Annotated in this window: 25 protein-coding genes; 13 read left to right on the top strand and 12 right to left on the bottom strand. The window is 68.6% G+C overall.

Annotated features, from left to right (window positions below):
* Positions 1 to 101 precede the first annotated feature (101 nt).
* On the top strand, positions 102 to 335 hold the full coding sequence (locus DVK03_RS11955) for an Lrp/AsnC ligand binding domain-containing protein (protein ID WP_004042102.1): 234 nt from the start codon (positions 102 to 104) through the stop codon (positions 333 to 335).
* Positions 336 to 351: 16 nt separating this feature from the next.
* Here the strand turns inward: DVK03_RS11955 and DVK03_RS11960 are convergent, their stop codons facing one another.
* Positions 352 to 1,398: a thiamine pyrophosphate-dependent dehydrogenase E1 component subunit alpha gene (locus DVK03_RS11960; RefSeq protein WP_004062691.1), complete on the bottom strand. Its 1,047-nt coding sequence runs from the start codon at positions 1,396 to 1,398 to the stop codon at positions 352 to 354.
* Positions 1,399 to 1,537: 139 nt separating this feature from the next.
* Here DVK03_RS11960 and DVK03_RS11965 point away from each other — a divergent pair, with 139 nt between their 5' ends.
* A complete protein-coding gene (locus DVK03_RS11965) occupies positions 1,538 to 1,858 on the top strand; it encodes a hypothetical protein (protein ID WP_006601279.1) in 321 nt (106 codons plus the stop codon).
* A 19-nt stretch (positions 1,859 to 1,877) separates the two neighbouring features.
* On the opposite strand, the gene tmk is transcribed toward DVK03_RS11965, so the two are convergent.
* Complete coding sequence (gene tmk / locus DVK03_RS11970; protein ID WP_004042099.1) at positions 1,878 to 2,471, bottom strand: dTMP kinase; 594 nt, start codon at positions 2,469 to 2,471, stop codon at positions 1,878 to 1,880.
* An 84-nt stretch (positions 2,472 to 2,555) separates the two neighbouring features.
* Here tmk and DVK03_RS11975 point away from each other — a divergent pair, with 84 nt between their 5' ends.
* The 6 genes from DVK03_RS11975 to cofG all read left to right on the top strand — a co-directional run bounded on the left by DVK03_RS11975 (position 2,556) and on the right by cofG (position 8,133).
* Positions 2,556 to 2,801: a hypothetical protein gene (locus tag DVK03_RS11975; protein WP_006601278.1), complete on the top strand. Its 246-nt coding sequence runs from the start codon at positions 2,556 to 2,558 to the stop codon at positions 2,799 to 2,801.
* Positions 2,802 to 2,947: 146 nt separating this feature from the next.
* Positions 2,948 to 3,853: a complex I NDUFA9 subunit family protein gene (locus DVK03_RS11980; protein WP_049896267.1), complete on the top strand. Its 906-nt coding sequence runs from the start codon at positions 2,948 to 2,950 to the stop codon at positions 3,851 to 3,853.
* Positions 3,854 to 4,064: 211 nt separating this feature from the next.
* Positions 4,065 to 5,252, top strand: coding sequence for a tubulin/FtsZ family protein (locus tag DVK03_RS11985; RefSeq protein WP_004042096.1), 1,188 nt, complete (start codon positions 4,065 to 4,067; stop codon positions 5,250 to 5,252).
* Entirely contained in the window at positions 5,221 to 6,015 is a 795-nt protein-coding gene (locus DVK03_RS11990; protein ID WP_049896265.1) for a hypothetical protein, read from the top strand. Before DVK03_RS11985 ends, DVK03_RS11990 begins: the two co-directional genes overlap by 32 nt.
* 6 nt (positions 6,016 to 6,021) lie before the next feature.
* A complete protein-coding gene (cofC, locus tag DVK03_RS11995; protein WP_004062695.1) occupies positions 6,022 to 6,642 on the top strand; it encodes a 2-phospho-L-lactate guanylyltransferase in 621 nt (206 codons plus the stop codon).
* Positions 6,643 to 6,957: 315 nt separating this feature from the next.
* A complete protein-coding gene (cofG, locus tag DVK03_RS12000; protein ID WP_115803040.1) occupies positions 6,958 to 8,133 on the top strand; it encodes a 7,8-didemethyl-8-hydroxy-5-deazariboflavin synthase subunit CofG in 1,176 nt (391 codons plus the stop codon).
* Positions 8,134 to 8,169: 36 nt separating this feature from the next.
* On the opposite strand, the gene DVK03_RS12005 is transcribed toward cofG, so the two are convergent.
* The 3 genes from DVK03_RS12005 to cofH form a co-directional block, all read right to left on the bottom strand.
* Positions 8,170 to 8,772: a hypothetical protein gene (locus DVK03_RS12005; protein WP_115803041.1), complete on the bottom strand. Its 603-nt coding sequence runs from the start codon at positions 8,770 to 8,772 to the stop codon at positions 8,170 to 8,172.
* Between the two features lie 135 nt (positions 8,773 to 8,907).
* Positions 8,908 to 9,456: a hypothetical protein gene (locus DVK03_RS12010; protein ID WP_004042091.1), complete on the bottom strand. Its 549-nt coding sequence runs from the start codon at positions 9,454 to 9,456 to the stop codon at positions 8,908 to 8,910.
* Between the two features lies 1 nt (position 9,457).
* Complete coding sequence (gene cofH, locus DVK03_RS12015; protein ID WP_006601276.1) at positions 9,458 to 10,825, bottom strand: 7,8-didemethyl-8-hydroxy-5-deazariboflavin synthase subunit CofH; 1,368 nt, start codon at positions 10,823 to 10,825, stop codon at positions 9,458 to 9,460.
* Between the two features lie 126 nt (positions 10,826 to 10,951).
* Between cofH and DVK03_RS12020 the strand changes: the two genes are divergently transcribed.
* Positions 10,952 to 11,374, top strand: coding sequence for a DUF5518 domain-containing protein (locus DVK03_RS12020; RefSeq protein ID WP_004062700.1), 423 nt, complete (start codon positions 10,952 to 10,954; stop codon positions 11,372 to 11,374).
* A 24-nt stretch (positions 11,375 to 11,398) separates the two neighbouring features.
* On the opposite strand, the gene DVK03_RS12025 is transcribed toward DVK03_RS12020, so the two are convergent.
* Both DVK03_RS12025 and DVK03_RS12030 read right to left on the bottom strand, forming a co-directional pair.
* Positions 11,399 to 13,369 (bottom strand): ATP-binding protein, encoded by a 1,971-nt coding sequence (locus tag DVK03_RS12025; protein WP_115803042.1) that lies wholly within the window; start codon positions 13,367 to 13,369, stop codon positions 11,399 to 11,401.
* Positions 13,370 to 13,561: 192 nt separating this feature from the next.
* Entirely contained in the window at positions 13,562 to 14,320 is a 759-nt protein-coding gene (locus DVK03_RS12030; protein ID WP_115803043.1) for a Sir2 family NAD-dependent protein deacetylase, read from the bottom strand.
* A 138-nt stretch (positions 14,321 to 14,458) separates the two neighbouring features.
* Between DVK03_RS12030 and DVK03_RS12035 the strand changes: the two genes are divergently transcribed.
* The gene (locus tag DVK03_RS12035; protein ID WP_115803044.1) at positions 14,459 to 15,478 is read left to right on the top strand and encodes a phosphoribosylaminoimidazolesuccinocarboxamide synthase; all 1,020 of its coding nucleotides are present in this window, start codon (positions 14,459 to 14,461) and stop codon (positions 15,476 to 15,478) included.
* A gap of 41 nt (positions 15,479 to 15,519) precedes the next feature.
* Here DVK03_RS12035 and DVK03_RS12040 read toward each other — a convergent pair whose 3' ends face one another.
* The 3 genes from DVK03_RS12040 to DVK03_RS12050 all read right to left on the bottom strand — a co-directional run bounded on the left by DVK03_RS12040 (position 15,520) and on the right by DVK03_RS12050 (position 18,362).
* Positions 15,520 to 15,735 carry a hypothetical protein gene (locus tag DVK03_RS12040; RefSeq protein WP_115803045.1) on the bottom strand — a complete coding sequence of 72 codons (216 nt, stop codon included), beginning with the start codon at positions 15,733 to 15,735 and terminating at the stop codon, positions 15,520 to 15,522.
* A gap of 76 nt (positions 15,736 to 15,811) precedes the next feature.
* Positions 15,812 to 16,795, bottom strand: a complete 984-nt coding sequence (locus tag DVK03_RS12045; RefSeq protein WP_115803046.1) for a formyltetrahydrofolate deformylase — start codon at positions 16,793 to 16,795, stop codon at positions 15,812 to 15,814.
* A 145-nt stretch (positions 16,796 to 16,940) separates the two neighbouring features.
* Complete coding sequence (locus DVK03_RS12050; protein ID WP_115803047.1) at positions 16,941 to 18,362, bottom strand: GntP family permease; 1,422 nt, start codon at positions 18,360 to 18,362, stop codon at positions 16,941 to 16,943.
* Positions 18,363 to 18,643: 281 nt separating this feature from the next.
* On the opposite strand from DVK03_RS12050, the gene purS reads away from it, so the two are divergent.
* Together purS and purQ are read left to right on the top strand one after the other, a co-directional pair.
* A complete protein-coding gene (gene purS / locus DVK03_RS12055) occupies positions 18,644 to 18,895 on the top strand; it encodes a phosphoribosylformylglycinamidine synthase subunit PurS (protein WP_004042081.1) in 252 nt (83 codons plus the stop codon).
* Between the two features lies 1 nt (position 18,896).
* On the top strand, positions 18,897 to 19,571 hold the full coding sequence (purQ, locus tag DVK03_RS12060; protein WP_004042080.1) for a phosphoribosylformylglycinamidine synthase I: 675 nt from the start codon (positions 18,897 to 18,899) through the stop codon (positions 19,569 to 19,571).
* A gap of 504 nt (positions 19,572 to 20,075) precedes the next feature.
* Here purQ and DVK03_RS12065 read toward each other — a convergent pair.
* Both DVK03_RS12065 and DVK03_RS12070 read right to left on the bottom strand, forming a co-directional pair.
* Positions 20,076 to 21,158: an archaeosine biosynthesis radical SAM protein RaSEA gene (locus DVK03_RS12065; protein WP_115803048.1), complete on the bottom strand. Its 1,083-nt coding sequence runs from the start codon at positions 21,156 to 21,158 to the stop codon at positions 20,076 to 20,078.
* 78 nt (positions 21,159 to 21,236) lie between these two features.
* Positions 21,237 to 22,070 carry a DICT sensory domain-containing protein gene (locus DVK03_RS12070; protein WP_004062710.1) on the bottom strand — a complete coding sequence of 278 codons (834 nt, stop codon included), beginning with the start codon at positions 22,068 to 22,070 and terminating at the stop codon, positions 21,237 to 21,239.
* Between the two features lie 130 nt (positions 22,071 to 22,200).
* Here DVK03_RS12070 and DVK03_RS12075 point away from each other — a divergent pair, with 130 nt between their 5' ends.
* Entirely contained in the window at positions 22,201 to 23,280 is a 1,080-nt protein-coding gene (locus DVK03_RS12075; protein ID WP_115803049.1) for a hypothetical protein, read from the top strand.
* Positions 23,281 to 23,283: the final 3 nt, after the last annotated feature.

Here is a 23,283-nt window from a genome sequence, read left to right on the forward strand (position 1 = left end):
CGGTATGTCGGCGGAGGCAAATAACCTTCCCCCGGCTCGGACGAACGGGCCGCGCTCGGTCGAAGCAAGGCTTTTGACGACTGTGGTAGAATATCTCACGCATGGTTCACGCGTTCATCATGGTGAAGACCGGAGCCGGCGAGTCGGAACAGTTGCTCGGTCCCATCCGCGACTTCGAGACGGTGACCGAGGCCCACATCGTCGCGGGCGCGTACGACATCATCGCGGAGGTCGACACCGACGCGGTCTACGAGGTGCTGAAGACCGCGTCGAGCCGCGTGCAGGGGTTAGAGGGCGTCGCAGACACGAAGACGTACATCTCGCTGGACGACTGAGACGACTCGCCGCGGCTCAGCGCTCGATGTCGAACGGGCCGTTGCGCTCGACGAACGCGACGTGTTCCTCGCGCTGGCGGGCGAGTTCGGGCGGCAGTTCCTCGTAGACGTTGTCGAACAGCTCGTCGGTCCCCGGTTCGGGCGTCGCCTCGGCGCGCTCGACGGCCTCGCGCAGTTCCTCGTCGGCGTCGTCGCGCATGGCGTCGAGCGCCGCGTCGTCGACGACGCCCGCCTCGCGGCAGAACGACTCGAAGCGGTCGAGGGGGTCGCGCGTCCGCCAGTCGGGGAGGTCCGGCTCGTCGTCGCGGTAGCGCGAGGGGTCGTCGGCGGTCGTGTGCGGCCCCTGCCGGTAGGTGAGGCTCTCGATGAGCACCGGCTCCCCGGCGCGGGCCTTCTCGAAGCCGCGCTCGACGGCCTCCCTGACCGCGAGGGGGTCGTTGCCGTCGACCTGCATCCCGTCCATCCCGTAGGCGTCGGCCTTCGCCGCGATGGACTCGCTTGCGGTCTGGCGCTCGCGGGGGAGCGAAATCGCCCAGCCGTTGTTCTCGCAGAAGAAGACGACCGGCGCGTCGAAGACGCCGGCGAAGTTCAGCCCCTCGTGGAAGTCGCCCTCGGAGGTCGCGCCGTCACCGAAACAGACCAGCGCCGCGCGGTCGTCGCCGCGGTAGTTCGCGGCCATGCCGACGCCGGCGGCGTGGGGAATCTGCGAGGCGATGGGGACCGCCTGCGGGAACACCGGCACGTCGTGGTCCGAGGCGTACTCGGCGTGACCGCGCCGAAAGAGGAGGATGTCGCTCGGCGGCACGCCGCGGGCGAGTTGGAGGGCGTTCGACCGATACGTCGGCAGCAACACGTCGTCGTCGCGCATGGCGTGGGCGGCCCCGATTTGCGAGGCCTCCTGTCCGCGGAAGGGCGGATAGCCGCTCATCCAGCCGCGTCGCTGGAGGGCGAGTGCGCGCTCGTCGAACCGTCGCGCTCGAATCATGTCGCGGAGGGCGGCGCGGGCGTCGTCTGCGGTGAACTCCGTATCGTCCAGCCCGCGCTCTGCGATGAGTCGGTGCATGGCGGTGAGTCACGGTCCTTCGTGATAAACGTCACCCGTTGCGGGGGCGGACCCGGCTGGCGGTTCGACCGACGGCGGCGCGGGACGAGCGGGCCGCCGAGAGCGACAGGCCAAAGACCACCGCCTCCCTACGTCGGCTATGGTCTCGGTGGTCAACCTCGTGCTCATGGGCGCGCTCATCGTCCTCCACACGCTCATCGCGGCGGTCATGACCCGCTTTTTCCGCCTGCGGTTGAAGACGCAGTGGGGGTACATCCTGTACGCCCTGTTTCTGATTCCGCTCGTGCTACTCGTCTCGACGCTGGTGTTCTCCGGCATCTTCGGCATCGGCGTGAACCTCGGCAGCCCCACGGCCGCCCTCGGCGTGATGATAGGGATGCCGCTCGCGCTCGGCTTCACCATCGACACGCTCTACGTCCCGCCGCCGGAGGAGTACGAGAACCTCCCGAACTCGCGGTGAACTGCGAGTCGGTCGGCGGCTACTGTTCCGCGAGAATCGCTTCGAGCGCCGCTTCGACCGCGTCGAGCACGTCCTCGGGCGACTGCGTCGCGTCGATGCGGACGAACCGCTCCGGTTCGGCCTCGACGAGTCGCTCGTAGTTCTCGCGCACGTCCGCGAGGTACGCCGCCTGTTCGAACTTGTTCGTCGCGCCGCTGCGCGCGGCGGCCGTCTCGGGGTCCACGTCGAGGTAGATAGTCTTGTCCGGCGGACGGGTGAACGCCGTGTGGATGCCTCTGATGTACTCCATCGGGCGTCTGAGGTCGCTGTCGCGCAGCGCGGCGGCCTGATAGGCGTACCGCGAGTCGGAGTAGCGGTCGGAGACGACGAGCTTCCCGTCGGCGAGGGCGGGTCGGACGACCCGCGAGAGATGGTCGGCGTGGTCGGCGGTGAAGAGAAACAGCGTGGCGAGCGGGTCGGCGCCGTCGTCGTCGATGGCGCGGTTGACGGCCTCTCCGTACCACGAGTCCGACGTGGGCTCGCGCGTGAAGACGGCGTCGGGGTACGCGTCGTGGAGCGCCTCCCAGACGGTCGTCTTCCCGCTCCCGTCGAGCCCTTCGAGTGTGACGAGCATATCCTACCAACTCGGCGCTCCGGAAAAAGCGCGCCGAAGCGAGACGCCGCAATGATAATGTCAACGCGACCCGACATGTGTGGTGTGCCACCCGCCCGCGAGCGGTGGGACGACCTCCGTCCGAGCGAAAAGCCGTTCACCGTCGTCCGGTTCGACGAGAGCGTCCCCCCGACGGACGCGTCGTTCGCGACGAAGCAGACGGAGGTCGACCACCCGGCCGACGCGCCCGACGACTGCCCCGACCCGTCCGAGGAGCTCGTCGTCTACGACCGAGTCGGTCGGATGGTGAAACGCACCGACGGACCGGTCGCGCCCTCGATACTGTTTTGAGCGCGGTCGCGGGCGGCGCGGGTGCGGGGCGGTGGCGCGGTCTGACGCGCCCGCCCGGAAGAGCGTCGTTCCCATCGGGGTGTTCTCCGGCGAAATCGACCCCGATTCCCCGTTAGCTTTACCCTCATTCCGCCGAATATTGCGGCATGAAAGTCCTTGTTGTCGGCGGAAGCGGATTCATCGGGAGCTATCTCTGCCGCGAACTACAATCGCGGGGACACAGCGTGACCGCGATGTCGCGGAGTCCGAACAGCGAGGACCTCCCCGACGGCGTCGAAAAGGCGATGGGGGACGTGACGGACTACGACTCCATCGCGGGCGCGTTCGAGGGGAAAGACGCGGTCGTCAACCTCGTCGCGCTGTCGCCGCTGTTCGAACCGAGCGGCGGCAATCGAATGCACGACATCGTCCACTGGCAGGGGACCGAAAACGTCGTGAAGGCCGCGGAGGCCAACGACGTGCCCCGACTCGTCCAGATGAGCGCGCTCGGAGCCGACTCCGACGGCGACACGGCCTACATCCGCTCGAAGGGGAAAGCCGAGGGGGCGGTCAAGTCGTCCGGGCTCGATTGGGTCATCTTCCGGCCCTCGGTCGTCTTCGGAGACGGCGGCGAGTTCGTCTCCTTCACGAAGCGGCTCAAGGGGATGTTCGCGCCCGGCGTCCCGCTCTACCCGCTACCCGGCAACGGGGAGACGCGGTTCCAACCCATCTGGGTCGGAGACCTCGTGCCGATGCTCGCGGACGCCGTCGAGGGCGACGACCACGCCGGCGAGACCTACCGCATCGGCGGCCCGGAAAAACTCACGCTCCGCGAAATCACGGAGATGGTGTACGACGCCGAGAACAAGTCCATCACCATCGTTCCGCTGCCGATGGGTCTCGCGGGCGTCGGCCTGACCGTCCTCGGGGCGGTCCCCGGCTTCCCGATGGGGAAAGACCAGTACCGGTCGCTCCAGTTCGACAACACGACCGACCGGAACGACGTGGGCGTCTTCGGCGTCGACACCTCGTCGATGAAGACGCTCGGCGCGTATCTCGGCGAGCGAAACTGACACCGGAGTGACGACTCGGCGGCGTTAAGCAGCCGTGAACTGCGGCTCATTTTACCGGAATTAGCGGTTCTCACGGGATAACGACTGATTAACACCGGTTTCGAGTCGCCGCGTTCCGCCGATAATCTGATGGTGGTTCGACACGTCCCCATCACAACGCTTATGTCCGCGTTCGTACTGCAATTCACGCAATGGCGAGGGGACTGAACCTATGAAGCTCGCAATGATCGGATTCGGGCAAGCCGGGGGAAAAGTAGTCGACAAGTTCGTCGAGTACGACCGGGAACGCAACGCCGGAATCGTCCGCGCTGCGGTCGCGGTGAACTCCGCGAAAGCCGACTTGCTCGGACTGAAGAACATCCCGAAGGACCAGCGCGTCCTCATCGGCCAATCCCGCGTGAAGGGACACGGCGTCGGTGCGGACAACGAACTCGGTGCCGAAATCGCCGAGGAGGACATCGACGAGGTACAGGGTGCCATCGACAGCATCCCCGTCCACGAAGTCGACGCCTTCCTCGTCGTGTCCGGGCTCGGTGGCGGTACCGGCTCCGGCGGCGCGCCGGTCCTCGCGAAACACCTCAAGCGCATCTACACCGAACCCGTCTACGGGCTCGGCATCCTGCCGGGGTCCGACGAGGGTGGTATCTACACGCTCAACGCCGCGCGCTCCTTCCAGACGTTCGTCCGCGAGGTCGACAACCTCCTCGTGTTCGACAACGACGCCTGGCGGAAGACCGGCGAGTCGGTACAGGGGGGATACGACGAGATCAACGAGGAAATCGTCAACCGGTTCGGCGTGCTCTTCGGAGCCGGCGAAGTCCAGGACGGACAGGAAGTCGCGGAGTCCGTCGTCGACTCCTCGGAGATCATCAACACGCTGGCCGGCGGCGGCGTTTCGACGGTCGGCTACGCCTCCGAGGGGGTCGAGCCGCGGAAGAACAACGGCGGCGGCCTCCTGTCTCGGCTGACGGGCGGCGACGAGCCCGACGACAATCTCGACACCGCCCACACGACCAACCGAATCACGAGCCTCGTCCGCAAGGCCGCGCTCGGTCGGCTCACGCTCCCGTGTGAAATCGAAGGCGCGGAGCGCGCGCTGCTCGTGCTCGCTGGTCCGCCGGAGCATCTGAACCGGAAAGGCATAGAGCGCGGGCGGAAGTGGATCGAGGAGCAGACCGGTTCCATGGAAGTTCGCGGCGGCGACTACCCCATCCCGGGCGCGGAGAAGGTGGCGGGTGTCATCCTTCTGTCGGGCGTGACGAACGTCCCGCGCATCAAGGAGCTGCAGCAGGTCGCCATCGAAGCACAGGATAACATCGAAGAGATCCGTCAAGAGAGTGATTCGAATCTGGAGACCCTCATAAACGATGACGAGGACGAACTGGAGTCGCTTTTCTAAGCTGGCGCTCGCGCTCGTCGTACTCCTGTCGGCCTTCGCAGGGCAGGCAGGGGCGGTGAGCGTCGCGTCCGACGACGTCCCCGACGAGGCGCAGGTCGGTTCGCAGGTGACCGCGTCGGTCACCCTCGAAGAGCTGTACCGGAGCCCACAACTCGAATCGTGGACGCTCGCGGGCCAGACCGACCTGGAGGACGTGACGTGGACCGTCGCGTACTACGACCAGACGGGCGCGAGAGTCGACCAGCAGTCCTTCGACGGGCAGAACTTCAGCGGCGCGCAGATCGCCACTGCCGACGGGACGAGCGAAGTGGAGGTCACCGTAACGGGAATCGTTCCCGAAGTGGAGTCGTTCAGCTACGACCCCGCACAGACGTTCACGATAATCTCGCTCGACCAGACCCGCGAAGGCGGCTCCAGTAACGATATCGACTCGTGGTCGGTCCACCACTACACCGAAGAAAGCGCCGCCGCGCGCGACGAACTCGACAGCGCGCGGGACGCGATTGAGCGTGCGAGTGGGGCCAACACGCAACAAGCCGAGCAGACGTTTGCCAACGCTGTCGAAGCGTTCAACGGCGAGGAGTTCAATCTCACGACGAACCTCGCCAACGAGGCGGAGACGAGCGCAAACCAGGCCCGGCAGTCGAGTCAGACGACCCAACTGCTCATCTACGCGGCGGGCGGTCTGCTCGTCGTCGCGCTCATCGTCGGTGGATTCCTCTACTGGCGGTCCCAGCAGACGACCTACGACAAACTGGGCTGATTCTCCGTGCGAGTCGTCGTTCCCTTCGGGGGACGCGATCCGAAGACCCGACTCGCCCCGTTTTTCGACGCCGACGAGCGACGCGAGTTCGCCGTCTCGATGCTCCGCGACGTGCTCGACGCGGTCCGCGCGGTCGGCGGCGACCCGGCGGTCGTCGCGGACGCGCCCGTGACCGTCGACGCGCCCGTCACCGTGGACGACCGACCGCTCACCGAAGTCGTGGGCGGCGAACTCGACGACCTCGGCGGCGGCCCCGTCGCGGTCGTCATGGCCGACCTCGCGCTCGCGACGCCCGCGGCGCTGTCGCGGCTGTTCGAAACCGACGCCGACGTGGTCGCCGCGCCCGGCCTCGGCGGAGGGACGAACGCGCTCGTCGTCCGCCACCCCGAGTTCTCCGTGGACTACCACGGCGCGTCCATTCTCGACCACCGACGAATCGCCCGCGACGCCGGCTGTTCGTTCGCCGAGGTGGACTCGATGCGACTCGCCGTCGACGTGGACGAGCCGAGCGACCTCGTCGAAGTGCTCGTCCACGGCGAGGGGCGGGCCCGCGAGTGGCTGGTCGACGCCGGCGTCCGGCTCGCACGCGGGTCCGGTCGGGTCGAGGCCGTCCGCGAGCGCCGATAGGACCTTAACGGTCCGCGATAAACAGTGTCTGGCGCGGTTGTCCGTCTGCCCGGCGGGAACTGAGGCAACGTGCGCCGCGCGCTCCCGCGTCGCGAAGACGACGCGAGAGTCGAAGTGGAGTCCGAACGTCGCGACGACGACGCGAGTCTCACTCGCAACCAACTCGGGGCGAGCGCCTGACGGCGCTTCGGACGGGCCGGAGACGTGTCTGGCACCAACTATCCGGTCCCGAACTCGACTTCCGCGCTTCGGTCTCGACGCCGCCGTATCGCCGCGAATGACACGCTTTTAGTGGTTCGTCACGCACCGAGAGATATGTTCACGGGTGCCGACGAGTACGGAGTCGACCTGACTATCGACGATGCCGACGTGGAGCGACTGCTCGCCGTTACCCCCGACGACGCCGACCCGCCGGCGTCGCTTTCGTTCTCGCGGAACGTCTTCGTCCCGCTGACGACCGCCTGTCGGTACACCTGCACCTACTGCACCTACTACGACGTGCCCGGCGAGGCGACGCTCATGTCGCTCGACGAGGTCCGCGAGGTGGTCCGCACGGGCGCGGACGCCGGCTGCACGGAGGCGCTGTTCACCTTCGGAGACGCCCCCGACGAGCGCTACACGGAGATTCACCGCCAACTCGACGAGTGGGGCTACGACGACATCCTCGACTACCTCGCGGCGGCCTGCGAAGTCGCGCTCGACGAGGGCCTGCTCCCGCACTCGAACCCCGGCGACCTGACCCGCGAGGCGTTCGCCGACCTCGCGCCCCTGAACGCCAGCATGGGCGTGATGCTGGAGACGACCGCCGACGTGGCCGCCCACTCGGGCAGTCGGCGTAAGACGCCGGGCCAGCGGCTCAACACCATCCGCGCCGCGGGCGAGGTGGGCGTCCCCTTCACGACGGGCATCCTCGTCGGCATCGGCGAGACGTGGCGCGACCGCGCGGAGAGCCTGCTGGCCATCCGCGCGCTCCACGAGCGCTACGGCCACATCCAGGAGGTCATCGTCCAGAACGTCGTCCCCAACGAGCGGTCGGACTACGAGCGCCCGTCGCTCGACACGATGCGCCGGGTCGTGGCGATGGCGCGGGTCGCGCTCCCCGAGGAGGTGTCGGTGCAGGTGCCGCCGAACCTCTCGGCGGCGGCCGACCTCGTCGCCTGCGGCGTCGACGACCTCGGCGGCGTCTCGCCGGTCACGGACGACTACGTCAACCCCGACTACGAGTGGCCCGCGCTCCGGGAACTCGCAGACATCGCCGACGAGGCGGGCGTCCCGCTCCGCGAGCGACTGCCGGTCTACGAGCGGTTCCTGCCGAACGGGGCGCTCGGACCGGCGGACGAACCCGGCGAGAGCGGCGGCGCGCCCGCGGCCGCGCCGGACCGCGAGTGGCTCCGCGGCCCGATTACCGACCGGCTCGCCGCCGACGACGTTCACGGACGGCGGTTCCGAAACGTCGCCCGCGGCGACGGCCCGCTGTCGATTCCGCGGTGAGAGCGACGCCGCGTCGGCCGACCGTGTGGTCGTCTGCTACCGACGACGACCGAGAACTGAGTAGAGCGCGACGACCGCGGCGGTCACGGCGGGCGCGCGCCCCGAGAGTTGGGGCACGCGTTTTCTGACGAGTGTGTAGATGACGCCGACGGCGAGGCTGACGAGGAGAACCCCTCGCGAGTCGCCGCCGAGCGTCAGGAGGCCCGGCACCGACAGCGCCGCGGCGAGCGCGAGGTCGCCGGGAGAGCCGTCGTAGGCGGCGAGGCGGCGGGGTTCGACCCAGCCGCCGAGGCTGCGGACGTAGACGCCGCGGTCGGTCCGCGCCTCCCACGGACGAGCCTCGCTGCTGCCGCCGAGGTAGTCGGCCGCGCAGTGGAGCGCCGCCGCGACGAACCCGGTCGCCGCGGCCGCGGCCAGCGGGTCGCCGGTGACGACCGCGACCGCGCCGAACCCCACCGAGCCGCCGACGAACGCCTCGACCTGATGGAGCGTCCTACGGTGGACGCCGACGACCATGTCGAAGTCGGGGAAGACGCCGCCGACGAGCGCCGCCGCGACGACGAGCGGCGCGGCCGCGGGGGCGACGACCGCGACGGCGGCGGCGAGCGCGAGGCTCATCGCCACGTGCGTCGGGGCCATCACGGGGCGACCACCTCCCGAGCCGGTCGGAGCCGTCGAGTCGTCATCGCTTCGACCACTCGGCGACCGAGACGTATGAGTTTCGTGGTTGCGCCGAGCGCTCGCGGGCGCGGCGGGTCACGCAGACGCCGCGCCTCAGATGCCGAACCACTCGGGCATCCGCTTTCTGAAGCCCGTGTAGAACAGCGCGACGGCGACGCCGACCGCGATGGCGACCCGGACGCCGCCGGAGAAGGCGAGGAAGCCGGGGACCGAAAACAGGAGCGTCAGCGCGAGGTCCTCTGGCGCGCCGTCGTAGCGGACGAGATAACGGGGGCGGAGCCACCGCTTCGCGGGATGGACGTACACCGCGCGGTCGGAGGTGCGGTCCCACGGCCGGAGTTCGCCGCCCGCGCCGAGCCAGTCGGACGCGGAGTGGAGCCCCGCCGAGAGGCAGAAAAAGGCGACGCCGACGGTGAGCGTCGAAGGCGAGACGGCGGCGACGCCCCCGAAGACCGCGGCGGCGACGCTGTAATAGACGGGGAAGTGCAGCGTCTTGCGGTGGACGCCGACGAAGAGGTCCACGTCGGGGAAGACGCCGCCGACGAGCGCGCCGACGGCCGCCGCTGTGGCGAGGTCGGGCGCGACCCAGACCAGCGGCGCGGCGAGGGTCAGCCCCACGGCCGCGTGGGTGGTCGCCATCATCTCAGTCGTCTGCGGTCGCCGGGTCGCGGCGGCCGTCGAGCAGGGGCGTCCCGTCGGCGCGCGGGCCGAGCGTCGGGCCGTGCGGGCCGTCGTCGGGGTCGATTGGCCGGCGGGTCCGGTAGTCGGTCGAGCGCTCGACCGGCCGGCGGCCGATGGCGGTTATCATGTCGACGTAGTCGTCGAACGAGCGGAACTCGCCGAAGCCGCCGCCGGCGCGCTTCGTTATCTCCTCGGAGAGAATCGTCCCCATCAGGTCGTCCGCGCCGCAGTTGAGGAGCTTCAGCGCCTTCGCGTTCCCGAACTTCACCCACGACGACTGGATGTGGTCGACGTTGTCGAGGTAGAGCCGCGCGACGGCGACCATCAGTTCGTCCTCGTCGTCGGACGCGCCGCCGGTCACGAGGCCGCGGTCGTACAGCGGCGTGTTCTGGTGGATGAACGACAGCGGGACGAACTCGGTGATGCCGCCGTAGCGGTCTTGCAGGTCGCGAATCACGTCGAGGTGGAGCACGCGGTGTTTCTCGGTCTCGACGTGGCCGTACATGATGGTCGCCGTCACGTCGAGGCCGGCTTCCATCGCGCCCTCCATCCCGGCGACCCACTCGTCGGTGCCGATTTTGCCGGGGCAGATGACCTCGCGCACCTCGGGGACGAGAATCTCCGCGGCGGTGCCGGGCGCGCTGGCGAGGCCGGCGTCGGCGAGGCGGCGGTAGACCTCCTCGTAGCTCCAGTCGGTGCCGCGCTTGGCGTGATGGGCCTCTTCCGGCGTCATCGAGTGGACGTGCGCGCCGGCGGCCGACATAGCAGAGAGCTGTTCGGCGTAGCTCGCGGGGTCGGTGTCGTACGCCTCGGGCGGCTTGTAGTTCACCTCGGCGGCGGGGTTGTCGTAGGCTTCGAGAATCTCGCGGTGTTCCTCGTCGAGCACGAGCGCGGGGTGGAGGCCGGAGACGGACGTGACCTCGTAGATGCCCATCTCGACCGCGTCGGCGACGATGTCGCGGGACTCGGCGGGCGTCTTCGTGAAGCCGCCGTGGTCGGCGTCGGAGTCGGCCTCGAACAGGTGGGCGGTGTTCTTGAAGTTACAGAACAGACACCCCGTGTTGCAGGCCGTCGTCACGTTGTTGTTGAGGTTGGCGACGAACGTCACGTCGTTTCCGACCATCTCGGCGCGCCGCCGGTCGGCGGCTTCGAGCACGAGTTCCTTGCGTTCGGGGTCGATTCCCTCGCGGTCGGTCCCCGTCGTGATGAGTTCGACGCCGTCGTCGACCGTGAGGCGCTCGCCCGCTCGCGCCTTCGCTAAGGCGTTCTCGAACGACTGGTCTGTCTCCGGGACGTGTTCGAACCCGAAGTCGTGGGCGGCACCAGACATGCTCGTTGGCAACGCGCCACGGTCGTAAAAACGGGGCGGTACCGGAACTCCGGCCGCCGGATACAGCGGGACGCCGCGGGACGCCGCGGAGAAAGCGTTAGGCCCTCCCGCCGTGTTGGGTCGCACATGGAACACTCCCCGACTTCGACGACCGAGTCGGCTCTCGACGACGGAGGAGAGAGCCTGCTGTTTTCGGCCCTCGTCGGCGCGGTCGCCAGCGTCGTCCTCTCGCCGCTTCCTGGGTCGACCGTCCTCGGCGGGGCACTCGCCGGCTACCTGACCGGAAGCGACCGCGAACTGGGCGTGAAATCCGGCGCGGTCTCGGGGCTGTTCGTGAGCCTCGTCGGGACGGTCCTCGGCGTCGTCGTCCTCGGGTTCTTCAGCATCTTCGCCATCGGCGTCACCCCGTTCGAGTTGGGCTTCGGCCTCGGCATCCTCGGCATCGTCATCGTCGCGCTGTTCGGCCTCCTCGCGCTGCTCGTCTACACCGTCGGCCTCGGCGCGCTCGGCGGCTACCTCGGCGCGTACCTCCACGAGGAGTTCGCCTGAGTCCGGGTCGCTCCGACCCGCCACTCAGCCACCGGCACCGACGCCGGTGAACTCGAAGCGAGCGCCGCCCGCGGCGCTCTCCCCCACCGAAACCGTCCAGCCGTGCGCGTCGACGACGTTCGAGACGATTGTCAGCCCGAAGCCGATGCCCGCGGTGCCGGTCGAAAAGCCGGTGTCGAAGATGCGCGAGCGGAGTTCGGGGGGGACGCCCGCGCCGTCGTCTTCGACGTAGAAACCGTCGTCGAGCGCGCCGACGGTGACGGTGACGCGGTCCTGCCCGCCGTCGGCAGACCCGGATTCGTCCGGCGAACCGTGTTCGACAGCGTTCCGCATCAGGTTCTCGAACAGTTGGTGGAGCCGGCCCGCGTCGGCGACGACGGTCCGGTCGGACGCGACGACGAGCGCCGCGTCCCCGGTTTCGACGTGATCCCAGCACCGCTCTGCGGTCTCCGCGAGAGAGACCGGAGTCGTGGCGAACGCGTCGGTGCCCTGTCGCGCGAGCACGAGCAGTTCCTCCGTCAGCGCGGTCATCCGGTCGTGGGCCCGCGCCACCGCCGCGAGGTGGTCGTTGTCGATTTCCTCGCGGGCGAGGTCGAGGTGGCCCGTGGCGACCGAAAGCGGGTTGCGGAGGTCGTGCGAGACGACGCTCGTGAACTCGTCGAGTCGGCGGTTCTGGGCTTCCATCTCGCGTTCGATGTCCCGGCGCGCCGTGATGTCCGTGTACACCGCGTATATCGTGTCCTCGCCGACCGGGACCGACCGGAGGAGGAAGTCCCGCTCGCCGTTCGCGGTCTGTCTGCGCACCTCCGTCTGGACGAAGTCGCCGGCGCGGACCATCTCGGTGAGCTTCGCGGCCTCGTCGAGACGGTCGTCCGGCGCGACCACGTCGTCGATGGCGCGGCCGACGACCTCGGATTCGTCGTAGCCGAACGTCGCCTCGAACGCCGGGTTCACCGCGCGGATGACGGACTCGCCGTCGACGAACTCCGAGTCGATGATGCAGTCGGCGCTGTTCTCGAACAGGGCGGCGTACTGGTCGCGTTCGACCCGAAGCCGGCGCTCGAAACTGAGCCGCTGGAGCGCCGCGTTCGTGTGGGCGACGAGCAGTTCCGCGAGTTCGAGATCGATTTCGTCGAACGCGCCGGTCTGCTCGGAGACCGCCTGAAACACGCCGAACGAACCGATAGCGACGCTGAGGCCGGAGCGGTAGTCACCGAACTCGGGGCGGCCGAACGCGTGGAGTTCCATGTCGACCGCGCGGTGGGACTCGCCGGTGCGGAACGTCTCGCCCATCGCGCCCGCGTCTTTCGGGACCGGTCGGAGTTCGCGGTCGGTCGGCGTCGACGACTGCGCCCGCGGGACGAACCGGTCCGCCTCGGCCGCGAAGGCGAAACAGATGTCGAGGTTGAGGATGCGCTCCGCGGCCTCGACGGTCTCCGCGTAGATGTCGTCGGCGTCGGAGACCGACGCGAGTCGCATGGCGACGCCGTGGAGCGACGTTATCTTCCGCTCGGTGCGCTGAATGCGGCGTTCGAGCCGGCTGACGATGTCGCGTTCGGTGCGCTGGGCCTCCGAACTCCGATAGCGGGCGACCGCCGCCCGAACCCGGTCGGCGAGGCGGTCGTAGGAGAGGGATTCGATGTCGCCGGAAACGCGGTGGGCGGCGGGGTCGTCCGCGAGTGCGTCACCGTCGCTCCCGTCGTCGCTCCCGCCGGAACCGAGGAGGACGACCGGCACGTCGGGATGGCGCTCGCGGACCAGCGCGACCACGTCGGCGGCGGTGTGTCGGCCGAACTGACCGGGAATCAAAAGGCAGTCGACCGTCCGGTCGACGACGCGTCCGAGGGCCGTCCCGAGGTCGAACTCGACGGTGACGGACACGTCGTGGCGGTCGAGCGCGGCCGCGACGGCGTCCGCCCGGGTGCGGTCGGGAGCGACGAAGAGAACGGACGGTGCCGTCCCCGCCGACGAACCCGGCGAGGGTGACCGAGTCATGCACCGACATGCTTGGGAGAGAGCATCAATTGATTGGTGAGTGCGACCGGCGGTTCGTGACAGTTGGCCGCCGGTAATCTGCCGCGAGTGAGGAGAACAGGGAGCCCGCTGTCCGACGACACCGACGCGTCGTCGCCCGAGGCGTCCGAGGCGGTCGACGCCGAGAGCCCGGGCGGGCGGCACCGGTCGCGCTCAGATTCGTTTTTCGACTTCGGGGAGGAACGCCGCGAGGTCGCCGCGGACGACCCGGTCGGCGCGGTCGTCGTACTGCGTCGCGTCGAAGTTGACGACGACGAGCGAGCCGACCTCGGCGGCCCGGCCGGCGAGACCCGCCGCGGGGTGAACCGTCAGCGACGAGCCGAGCGACAGGAACACGTCGGCGTCGCCGGCGAGGCGGTTCGCCTCGCTGTAAGCGACGCGGGGGAGGCGCTCGCCGAACAGGACGACGCCGGGCTTGAGCAGGCCGCCGCAGTCGTCGCACGTCGGCGGCGCGTCGCCGGCGCGGACCGTCTCGAACGCGGGGGCCGCGTCGGTTCGCGCGCCGCAGTCCTCGCAGACGACTTCGGCGGCGTTCCCGTGGAGTTCGACGACGCGGTCGGAGCCGGCCTCGCGGTGGAGGCCGTCGGTGTTCTGCGTCACGACCGCGTCGAGGACGTCCCGCGATTCGAGGGCCGAAAGCGCCTCGTGGCCGGGGTTCGGCTCGACGCCGTCGGGGAACATGCGCTCCTGTAAGTGGACGCGGTCGCGCCAGAAGCCGGCGGGGTCGTTGACGAAGCGGTCGCGGTGGAACGACGCCGGGTCGAACTCGGTCTCCCAGATGCCGTCGTCGCCGCGGAAGTCGGGGATGCCCGAGGCCGTGCTCATCCCCGCGCCGGTGAAGGCGACTGCGGTGTCGGCCTCGCGGAGTCGGCGGGCGACCCACGCGGCGTCTGATTCGAGGGCAGCGTCCATAGCCCAACGGACGGGCCAGCCGCGAAAAAGCGATACGATTCGCCCGGTAAGCGCATTCGTGCATAGATTGGCCGCGTATCCGACCGAGATACGCACGGAAGTGGAAGCTTCTTAGTGGGATGAGCCCAGAGGACGACCATGACCAGCGTGAAGGACTTCCGCGTCGAGGAGGAGCCGACGGCGACCGACCTCGGGCGGGGCCGCTTCGTCTTCTCGGACCGCTACTCCGTGTTCGACTGGGGCGAGATGCCCGACCACGTCCCGAACAAGGGCGCGAGCCTCTGTCTCATGGGCGCGTACAACTTCGAACTGCTCGACGTGAACCACGTCCCGACCCACTACCTCGGCGTGGTCGAAGACGGCGAGGTGAAGGAACTCGGTGAGTGCGAGTCGCCGCCGACGGAGATGGCCATCGAACTCACGCAGGTGCCCGACCTCCCGCACGCCGACGGCGCGTACGACTACGACGCCTACCACGAGGCCGCCGGCGACAACTACCTCATCCCGCTGGAAATCGTCTTCCGCAACACCGTCCCGGTGGGGTCGAGCCTCCGGCGGCGCGGCGAGCCCGCCGACTACGGCCTCGAACTGGACGAGTGGCCCGACGAGGCCGTCTCCCTCCCCGAGCCGGTCGTGGAGTTCTCCACGAAGTACGAAGAACAGGACCGGTATCTCTCCCGCGCGGAGGCCGACGACATCGCCGGGAAAGTCGACCTCGGCCGCCTCGAAGAGCTGGCGCTCGCCGTGAACCACGTGCTGACCGAACGCGCCGACGAAGCCGGCTTCGACCACGAGGACGGCAAAATCGAGTGTCTCTACCACGACGGCACCGTCAAGGTCGGCGACGTGGTCGGCACGTTCGACGAAAACCGGTTTTCCTACGGCGGCCAGCAGGTCTCGAAGGAGGTCGTCCGCCAGTACTACAAGCGCGTCCAGCCCGAGTGGGTCGAGGCCGTGAAAGACGCGAAGGCCGAGGCCATCGAGACGGGCGAGCCGAACTGGCGCGAGCACTGCGCGGTCGAACCCGACCGCCTGCCCGCCGACATCGTCGAGGCGCTGTCGGACCTCTACTGCGCCGGCACCAACGCCTACGTCGACCACGACTGGTTCGACGCCCCGACCATCGAGGACGCCGTGGCGCGCGTCCGCGACCTGTAACCGGGCGGCTCGAGCGACTCCGCTTTTCGTCTGTCCCCTTCTCACGCCGCGTCGTCGCCGACGAGGAACCGCCAGCCGCGGCGGGAGAGTCGGACGACGCCGAGCGCGAAAAACACCGTCGCGCCGGTCACGACGCCCGGTTCGACGCCGGGAAGGAGCGGGATGAGTCCGAGTTCGTGCGCGGCGAGGAGGACGGTCGCCACGAGCCACAGCGCGTAACAGCCGAGCGCGACGCGGTAGCGGGGAGAGACGGGCACGCCTCCGAGTCGTGTCGGCGGCAAAATAGGGCTGGTGTCTGGCGGGGGTCGCCCCGCCGTCGCTGCCGCAGTCGCCTCAGTCCTCGGACGGTTCGGGCGCGAGCGCCTCGCGCTCCCCGAGGGCGTCGATGATGCCGTCGACCGGGCGGTCGGGGTTCGACGCCTGCGCCTCGCGGGTGAGGCCGAGTTGGTAGCGCTCGGGGTCGGCGCTCTCGCGGAGGCTGGTGCGCCCGCGGTGGACCGACACGTCGTTGTTGAGGTGGAGCTTCACGGCTTCGAGGAGCGCGTCGGCCTCCAGCGGCTGGCCGCGCTCTTTGATTTCGTCGATGGAGGCGTCGTCCGGCACGTCGAAGGCGCGCTGGGTGATGATGGGGCCTTGGTCGAGGTCGGTCGTCACGTAGTGGGCGGTGACGCCCGCGATGCGGACGCCCTCCTCTTTCGCCTGTCGGTAGGCGGCCGCGCCGGGGAACGACGGGAGCAGCGACGGGTGGATGTTGATGATGCGGTCCTCGTAGCGGAAGACGACGTTCGGGCCGAGGATGCGCATGTAGCGCGCGAGGACGATGAGGTCCACGTCGTACCGTTCGAGGAGGTCGAGCAGGCGCTCTTCGTTGGCGGTCCCTTTCTCGTCGCCGATGTCGTGGAACGGCACGTCGTAGTGGCTCGCCAGCGGTTCGAGCGTGTCGTGGTTGCCGATGACGACCGAGATTTCCGCGCCGAGGTCGTCGTTGGCCCACGCCTCGAACAGCGCTTCGAGGCAGTGGGACTCCTTCGTGACGAGGACGGCGATTTCGCGGGTCTCGCGGTCCGAGGGGAACCGGACCTGCACGTCGACGCCGAGGTCGTCGCCGAGGTCGGACAGCGCCGCCCGAAGCTCGTCGCGGGAGCAGGTCATCTCCGCGGTGTCGGCGTGGAGGGTCATCCGGAAGATTCCCTCGCGGACCGCCTGGTCCAAGTCCTCGACGTTGATTCCGCGCTCGAACAGCAGGGTGGTCACGTTCGCGATGAGTCCGGTCTTGTCTCCTCCGATGACCGTGATTTCGGTGAGTTCGCGAGTCATACCGTCACCTCCAGCTGTTCGAAGCTGAACATACCCGTCCTGCGTCGGCGAACGGTAAACCGCTGTCGTTCTCCGCAAGCGAATCCCTCGGGAACGACCGTGAAGCACCCGTCAAAAGGAAAAGCCGGCGTGCGCGCGTTGTCGCCTACGCCAGCGGCAGCACCGACGAGACGACGAGGACGACGACGAGCCCGGTCACGGAGATAATCGTCGTCAATGCGGTCCACGTCTTCAGCGTCTCCGCCTGCGTGAGCCCGCCGATTTCCTTGACGAGCCAGAAGCCGGAGTCGTTGTACCACGAGCAGATGTTGCCGCCCGCGCCGATGACCATCACTAGATACGCGGTGTGGACCGGAAGCTGGCCGGTGAGCGGGGCCATGATGCCGGCGGCCGTGAGCATCGCCGCGGTCGCGGAGCCCTGCGCGATGCGGACGATGGCGGCGATGAGCCACGCGGTCACGAGCATCGGGATGCCGAAGACTTCGAGCCCGTTGGCGAGGTACGTGCCGATTCCGGAGGCCGCGAGGAGCGCGCCGAACGCGCCGCCCATCGAGGTGATGGCCGCGATGTTGCCGCCGCTTTTGAGCGCCTCGGTGAGTTCGTCTTCCCAGTCGGACCGCGAGAGGTCGGACCAGCGGTAGTACGTGTAGGCCGCGGCGAGCGCGGCGATGGTCAGCGCGACGTTCTTGTCGCCGATGAACGCGACGAACGGCCGGTTGTCCACGATGAACGAGACGAACGGCCGGAACGGTTCGGCCACCGTCACGCCTTCGAGGGCGTTGACGACGGTGAGCGAGCCGACGAGCGCGACGGCGATGATGATGGGCGCGGTGGATTCGAGGAAACTCGGCAGGGACGACACGTCGCGCTGGGCGCGCTCTTGCAGTTCCTCCGTGGTCGTCCCCATCGCGTCGCGGAGGGGGATATCGACGTGACGGTTAATCCAGCGGCCGTAGACGAGGCCGCCCATGGTGGCCGACGGGACGGCGACCGTGACGCCGATGAGCATCGTGGTGCCGATGTCGGCCCCGATTTCGCTGGCGACCGCGAGCGGGCCGGGCGTCGGCGGGATGAACACGTGAGCCGTCGCCGCGCCGGCCCCGACGACGACGAGGTAGAGCGCGTAGTTGTCGCCCATCCGGGCCCGCATCGACCGCGCGAGCGGGGCCATGAGGTAGAAGACGCTGTCGAAGAACACGGGGATGGCGAGCACCGTACTGCTGCCCCACAGCGCGATGTCGCTGTTTTCTCGCCCGACGAGCGACTGGAAAGCGCGGACGATTCGCTGGGCGGAGCCGCTTTCGAGCATCGACTTCCCGATGATGGCGGCCATCAGGATGGGAATCCCGATGCCGGCCATCCCGTCGCCGAAGGCAGACGCCGTCCGCGTCGCCGCGTCCGCGAGCGCGAAGTCGGGGACGAACGCCGCGTTGACGAGGCCGACCGCGAACGCGGCTATCGCCAAACCGACGAACGCGGGGAGGTCTAACACGACCAGTAGCAACACGACCAACGCAAGTCCGATGACGAACGTCAAGAGCGGACTCTGTGCGAATTCGAGTGCCATACGTGAGACGGCGTCTCACTCGTGCTATAAAAATGATTATCATATACCATGTATGTAATTATTATATTAAAAATTGAGAGAAATAATTTGTATAGTACGTATAACAACGAATATGAATCAGGGGGAGAGCCGCCGCGGAGTCCTGCCCGTCAGAGACCAACGGCGGCGGTGTAGCGCGGTTGCCGGCGGCGTCGTCGCCGGTTCGCGCGTTGATACCCACATCTGTGCATATCAAACTCGACCCAAAACCGTTTTTGCACATGACCGCGCATCGCCACCTGATGACCACTTACACCGCGACGGTGACGGTGCGCCTCAAGCGCGGCGTGCTCGACCCGGAGGCGGAGACGACGAAGCGCGCGCTGGAACGACTCGGGTTCGAACTCGAGGCGCTGCGCTTCACCGAACGCTACGAGGTGGACCTCGACGCGGCCGACGCCGACGAGGCCGAGGCCCGCGCCGACGAGATGGCAGAACGCTTGCTGGCGAACCCGACCATCCACGACTACGAGGTCGCGGTCGCCGAGGCCTGAGATGATTGCAGTCGTGCAGTTCGGCGGTTCGAACTGCGACCGCGACGCCGTGCGCGCGCTGTCGGACCTCGGCTTCGAGGCCGAGCGCGTCTGGCACGAAGACCCCCTGCCCGAGGAGACGACGGGTATCGTGCTCCCCGGCGGCTTCTCGTACGGCGACTACCTGCGCGGCGGCGCGATGGCCGCCCGCTCGCCCATCATGGAGTCGGTCCGCGAGGCGGCCGACGACGGCGTCCCCGTCCTCGGCGTCTGCAACGGCGCACAAATCGGCTGCGAGTCCGGACTCACCCCCGGCGCGTTCACGACGAACGCGAGCGCCCGCTTCCAGTGCGAACACGTCTACCTCCGCGTCGAGAACGCCGACACGCGCTGGACCGCGGCGTACGACGAAGGCGAGGTCATCGAACTGCCCATCGCCCACGGCGAGGGTCGCTTCGAACTCGACGCCGAGCGCTACGAAGAACTCGAAGCCGACGACCGAATCCTGTTCCGCTACTGCGACGCGGAGGGCAACGTCACCGACGAGGCGAACCCCAACGGGTCGCTCGGCAACGTCGCGGGCGTCCTCGGCGACAGCGAGTCCGTCGCGGTGCTGATGCCCCACCCCGAGCGGGCGTCGCTACCGCAACTCGGCAACACCGACGGTCGGGGCGTGCTGGCGGGCTTCGAGGGATAGTAGTATAAAAAAGACCGTCCGCCGCGGTGGCGGACGGCACGGGGCCGGTGAGCGAACGGAGCGGCGTACACGATGAGCGATGTTGGAGTGTCGAGGGTTCCGGCCCGCGTGCCGTGTGCTATGGAGCGAGAGCGCAGGGAGCGTCCGTGGCGACCCACGCCTCGGCGTTCTCCTCCTCGCGAATCTCGAACCACCCATCCGCGTAGTAGACGGTCTTGTACGTGTGTTTCGTCATGATGGCGGGCGGTTCGGATGGACACGTCCGAACCACCGAATATGACAACGACTCACACCCTCTTTGATACGAATATCCTATTCGACGGTTAGGAGCCTGTTACTTTCGGATAGCACCCCCTAACGCGGCCGAATGAGGGAAAACGACGCGGGATTGTGGACGAACGGTCGGAGATGCGGACGGGCGACGCTGCGGTTCGGGTTCAGCGAGTGTACGCCCGCGCGAAGGCGAACGTCGGCGGTGGCGCTCAGTCGCGCGACTCGGCGCGCTTACTTCACGAGCGGCATGTTGTAGCTCGTCTCGTTGTCGAGGACGAACTCCCAGATCGCCTCGCAGTCGCAGGACACCTGGTCGAAGACGCTCGGGTCCTGCCGGAGGTTGAAGTCCTTGACCGCCTTGAACACGAGTTCGTCGCAGTCGCCGCAGTTGTGCGCGCCGCGCTCTTGGCCGCCGCCGACGGGGTCGGAGACGACGATGGCGTCCACGTCAACCGTCTCGCGGAGCGCCTCTGCGACCGACCAGAGCCACGGCGGGCGGTAGCCGCCGTTGAAGAATAGCTCGTCGACCATCGTGTAGCGCTGGACGTTCGTCGGGTTCATCGAGACGGTGTGGCAGTTGTCGACCGCCGCACACCGGCGGATGGAGGACTTCATGTCGTCGAGCGCCTCGGGCTCCGAGAGGAACGGCGGCTTCATCAGGAGGTACGCCTTGACGCCGCCGCCGGCCGCGGCGGCCTCCTCGCAGGCGTCCTCGAAGTCCGCGAAGTCGAAGTACTTGTTCACGCAGTCGTGGCGGACGCGGTCGGTGGCGGTTTCGAGGCCGATTGCCACGTCGGTGTCGAGGCCGCGGTCGGTGAAGTCCGCGAGTTTCTCGCGCGTGACGAAATCCGGCAGCGACTCGACGACCATCCGGTCGCGGTCGGCAAACGTCTCGGCGATGGCGTCTCGGGTCTCGGCGGGCACCTCGCGCTCGTCGAGGAACGAGCCGGAGGTGTAAATCTTGATGAGCCCCGCCTTTTCGCCGTCGTCCATCTCCTCGGCCTCGTGGTCGAGACAGACCTGAATCTGGTCCATCAGCGCCTCGTGGGCGACGGTGCCGCCCTCGACGGACTCCGCGACGTAGCCGCACATCGTACAGCCGCCGGCGCGGGCCCACCGGCAGCCGCCGGTGTTGAGGATAATCGTCAGCGAGTCGTAGACGCCGTCGGGCGTGTTGTCCTCGTCTATCCACACCCGAGTGGGCTCGTGGGGGTCGTAGGTCTTCTGCTTTTGCGAACGGATGTCGCGCATCACCTTGTTGTGCGCGTCCATCCCGCGTCCCCGTTCGTAGACCTCGGGGCTCGGCTTACTCATTGGATACCCGTATCGGACGGGTGCGTAAAGCGGCTTCGTCTGGGGGCGGCGGGCGGCGGTCGCCGGCCCGTCCCGCCGTCACATGTTCCGCGAGATGTAGCGGTCGATGTCGGAAACGAGCGACGGCCGGAACGTCCAGTAGCCCTCCCAGCGCTTCGGCTCGGTCTCCAAGGCGAGGAGGGCGACGGGCTGGTCCGGTTCCACGTCGTCGAGACGCCCGTCGCTCGCCGCAGTTCGGTCGCCCGGTTCCGCCTCGACCGACTCGTCTTCGGGCGGCGTGTAGACGACGAACCACGAGTCGTAGAAGTCGTCCGTGTAGCCGCCGTGGGTCACGAGGTTCGAGTTGGTCGGCGGCGACCAGTCCGGGATGCCGTAGATGTGGGTCTGCACGTCGGTCGACGCGACCTTCTTGTAGACCGCTCGCGTCCCGCGCTCGTCTTCGATTCGGGAGAGTCGCTGGAACGACGACCGGAGCCTGCCGTTGCCGGCGCGCCACGCGTGGCGCTCGATGTACCGCGAAATCGCCACGAGGAGCAGTTTCTCCTTGTCCGATTCGGGATAGCCACGAAGCGAGAACGGCACGTCGTCGAGTCGGGTGAGCACCGACGGAAGTTCGAACTCGTCGAGCTTCGCCTGCCCCGTCTTGTAGAGGTCGGAGTTCACGAGGAGGACGGAGTTCATCACCTCCTCCAGCGGCGAGGTCGCGACGACCTCGTGCCCCTCGGCCGTCTGCTCGGTGAGCACGACCACGTCGTCGCCGCGCGCGTCGTCGGAGAGTTCGTCGACGTCGACCGGCTGGTCGGCGAACGTGGTTTCGAGCATCCGCTGTACGGGGTCGGGAGCCGAGCGATTGACTACCGAGAGCGACCGGCTCGCGGTGTCAATCGCGCCGAGGAAGCTGGCGAGTCCCATCGATTCGTGAGAACGACTGACCGCCGACGGAATAGCTGTTTTGGAGGCCGGTGTCGCGGCGGCGGAGCGCCGCGTCGCGGGGGGCGGCGGCCGCGACAGACGTTCATATGCGCCGCGCCCTATGAGGGGTATGGAGCGCCGCACGCTCCTCTCGCTTCTCGCGGGCGGCGTCGCCGGGCTCGCCGGCTGTGGGACGCCAGACGGAGAGACGGAGACGCCGACGCCCGAAGAGGGGACCGACGCGCCGACCGCGACGCCGACGCCCGAAGCGCGCGTCGAGCGGTCGCTGACGCTCTGGAACCCGACGCCGGACCCCGTGTTTACCACCGTCGTCGGCGTCCGCGACGGCCGCGACGTGTTCTTCGAGAACCGCGACCTCGTGCCCGGCGAGCGCGCCGCGCTGTCGGTGTCGGTGCCGACCGGGGAGACGGCGGTGCTCGTCGAGACGGACACCGGCGTGCGGGCCCGGTCGGAGTGGGTCGTCGACGCGGCGTTCGAGGGACTGGAGGTCGTCCTCGGCCGGGACGGCGCGGCGTTCTGGCAGACCGTCTCGTGCGACGCGCGAGGGGAGTGTTCGCTCGCGGCGGCGACCCCCGACGACGGGCCGCGAATCGACCTCCCGCTCGTCGGCGACGGCTCCGCCCGGTGGTACGCGCCCGCGGGCGTCGTCGTGGAGAACGCCGGTCCCGAGACGACCGCGCGGCTCCGCATCGACCTCGGGGACGCGTCGCTGGTCGACCGGGCGTACCGCGTCCCCACGGGAGCGCGGCTGTCGATTCCGGTGACGTACCGAAGCGGGACCTACCGCGTCGCCGTCGAGACCGACGAGCGACGCGTCGAGACGGCGTGGCCGGTGCCCGACCAGCCGACGAAGTACGTCGACGTGTCGAGCGGGACGACCGGCTGCGGCCCCGCGAACACGACGCTCACGGTCGCCAACCGCGACGACGAACCGCACCGGCTCTCGCTCCGGGTCGACGCCGCGGGCGGCGGCGAGTCGTTCGACCGCACGCTCGCGCTCGACCCCGACGAGGCCCGCGAACTCGTCCCCGTGACGACCTCCGGGCCGCACGCCGTCTCGGTGAGCCTCGAAACCGGCGCGGCAACCTCGGGAACGTGGTGGTCCTGTCCGCCGCGCGGCCCCGCGAGCGTCGTCGTCGACGCCACCGGAACCGTCTCGCTCCGGGCCGCCGGCCCGCAACCGGGATGAGTC

The organism is Haloferax sp. Atlit-109R (genome assembly GCF_003665865.1).
GTDB classification, from domain to species: domain Archaea; phylum Halobacteriota; class Halobacteria; order Halobacteriales; family Haloferacaceae; genus Haloferax; species Haloferax volcanii.

Bases quoted from the DNA above. Each gene is read 5' to 3' on its own strand.
- DVK03_RS11955 (WP_004042102.1), top strand. From the start codon at position 102: ATGGTTCACGCGTTCATCATGGTGAAGACCGGAGCCGGCGAGTCGGAA.
- DVK03_RS11960 (WP_004062691.1), bottom strand. From the start codon at position 1,398: ATGCACCGACTCATCGCAGAGCGCGGGCTGGACGATACGGAGTTCACC.
- DVK03_RS11965 (WP_006601279.1), top strand. From the start codon at position 1,538: ATGGTCTCGGTGGTCAACCTCGTGCTCATGGGCGCGCTCATCGTCCTC.
- tmk (WP_004042099.1), bottom strand. From the start codon at position 2,471: ATGCTCGTCACACTCGAAGGGCTCGACGGGAGCGGGAAGACGACCGTC.
- DVK03_RS11980 (WP_049896267.1), top strand. From the start codon at position 2,948: ATGAAAGTCCTTGTTGTCGGCGGAAGCGGATTCATCGGGAGCTATCTC.
- DVK03_RS11985 (WP_004042096.1), top strand. From the start codon at position 4,065: ATGAAGCTCGCAATGATCGGATTCGGGCAAGCCGGGGGAAAAGTAGTC.
- DVK03_RS11990 (WP_049896265.1), top strand. From the start codon at position 5,221: ATGACGAGGACGAACTGGAGTCGCTTTTCTAAGCTGGCGCTCGCGCTC.
- cofG (WP_115803040.1), top strand. From the start codon at position 6,958: ATGTTCACGGGTGCCGACGAGTACGGAGTCGACCTGACTATCGACGAT.
- DVK03_RS12005 (WP_115803041.1), bottom strand. From the start codon at position 8,772: ATGGCCCCGACGCACGTGGCGATGAGCCTCGCGCTCGCCGCCGCCGTC.
- DVK03_RS12010 (WP_004042091.1), bottom strand. From the start codon at position 9,456: ATGATGGCGACCACCCACGCGGCCGTGGGGCTGACCCTCGCCGCGCCG.
- cofH (WP_006601276.1), bottom strand. From the start codon at position 10,825: ATGTCTGGTGCCGCCCACGACTTCGGGTTCGAACACGTCCCGGAGACA.
- DVK03_RS12020 (WP_004062700.1), top strand. From the start codon at position 10,952: ATGGAACACTCCCCGACTTCGACGACCGAGTCGGCTCTCGACGACGGA.
- DVK03_RS12025 (WP_115803042.1), bottom strand. From the start codon at position 13,369: ATGACTCGGTCACCCTCGCCGGGTTCGTCGGCGGGGACGGCACCGTCC.
- DVK03_RS12030 (WP_115803043.1), bottom strand. From the start codon at position 14,320: ATGGACGCTGCCCTCGAATCAGACGCCGCGTGGGTCGCCCGCCGACTC.
- DVK03_RS12035 (WP_115803044.1), top strand. From the start codon at position 14,459: ATGACCAGCGTGAAGGACTTCCGCGTCGAGGAGGAGCCGACGGCGACC.
- DVK03_RS12045 (WP_115803046.1), bottom strand. From the start codon at position 16,795: ATGACTCGCGAACTCACCGAAATCACGGTCATCGGAGGAGACAAGACC.
- DVK03_RS12050 (WP_115803047.1), bottom strand. From the start codon at position 18,362: ATGGCACTCGAATTCGCACAGAGTCCGCTCTTGACGTTCGTCATCGGA.
- purS (WP_004042081.1), top strand. From the start codon at position 18,644: ATGACCACTTACACCGCGACGGTGACGGTGCGCCTCAAGCGCGGCGTG.
- purQ (WP_004042080.1), top strand. From the start codon at position 18,897: ATGATTGCAGTCGTGCAGTTCGGCGGTTCGAACTGCGACCGCGACGCC.
- DVK03_RS12065 (WP_115803048.1), bottom strand. From the start codon at position 21,158: ATGAGTAAGCCGAGCCCCGAGGTCTACGAACGGGGACGCGGGATGGAC.
- DVK03_RS12070 (WP_004062710.1), bottom strand. From the start codon at position 22,070: ATGGGACTCGCCAGCTTCCTCGGCGCGATTGACACCGCGAGCCGGTCG.
- DVK03_RS12075 (WP_115803049.1), top strand. From the start codon at position 22,201: ATGGAGCGCCGCACGCTCCTCTCGCTTCTCGCGGGCGGCGTCGCCGGG.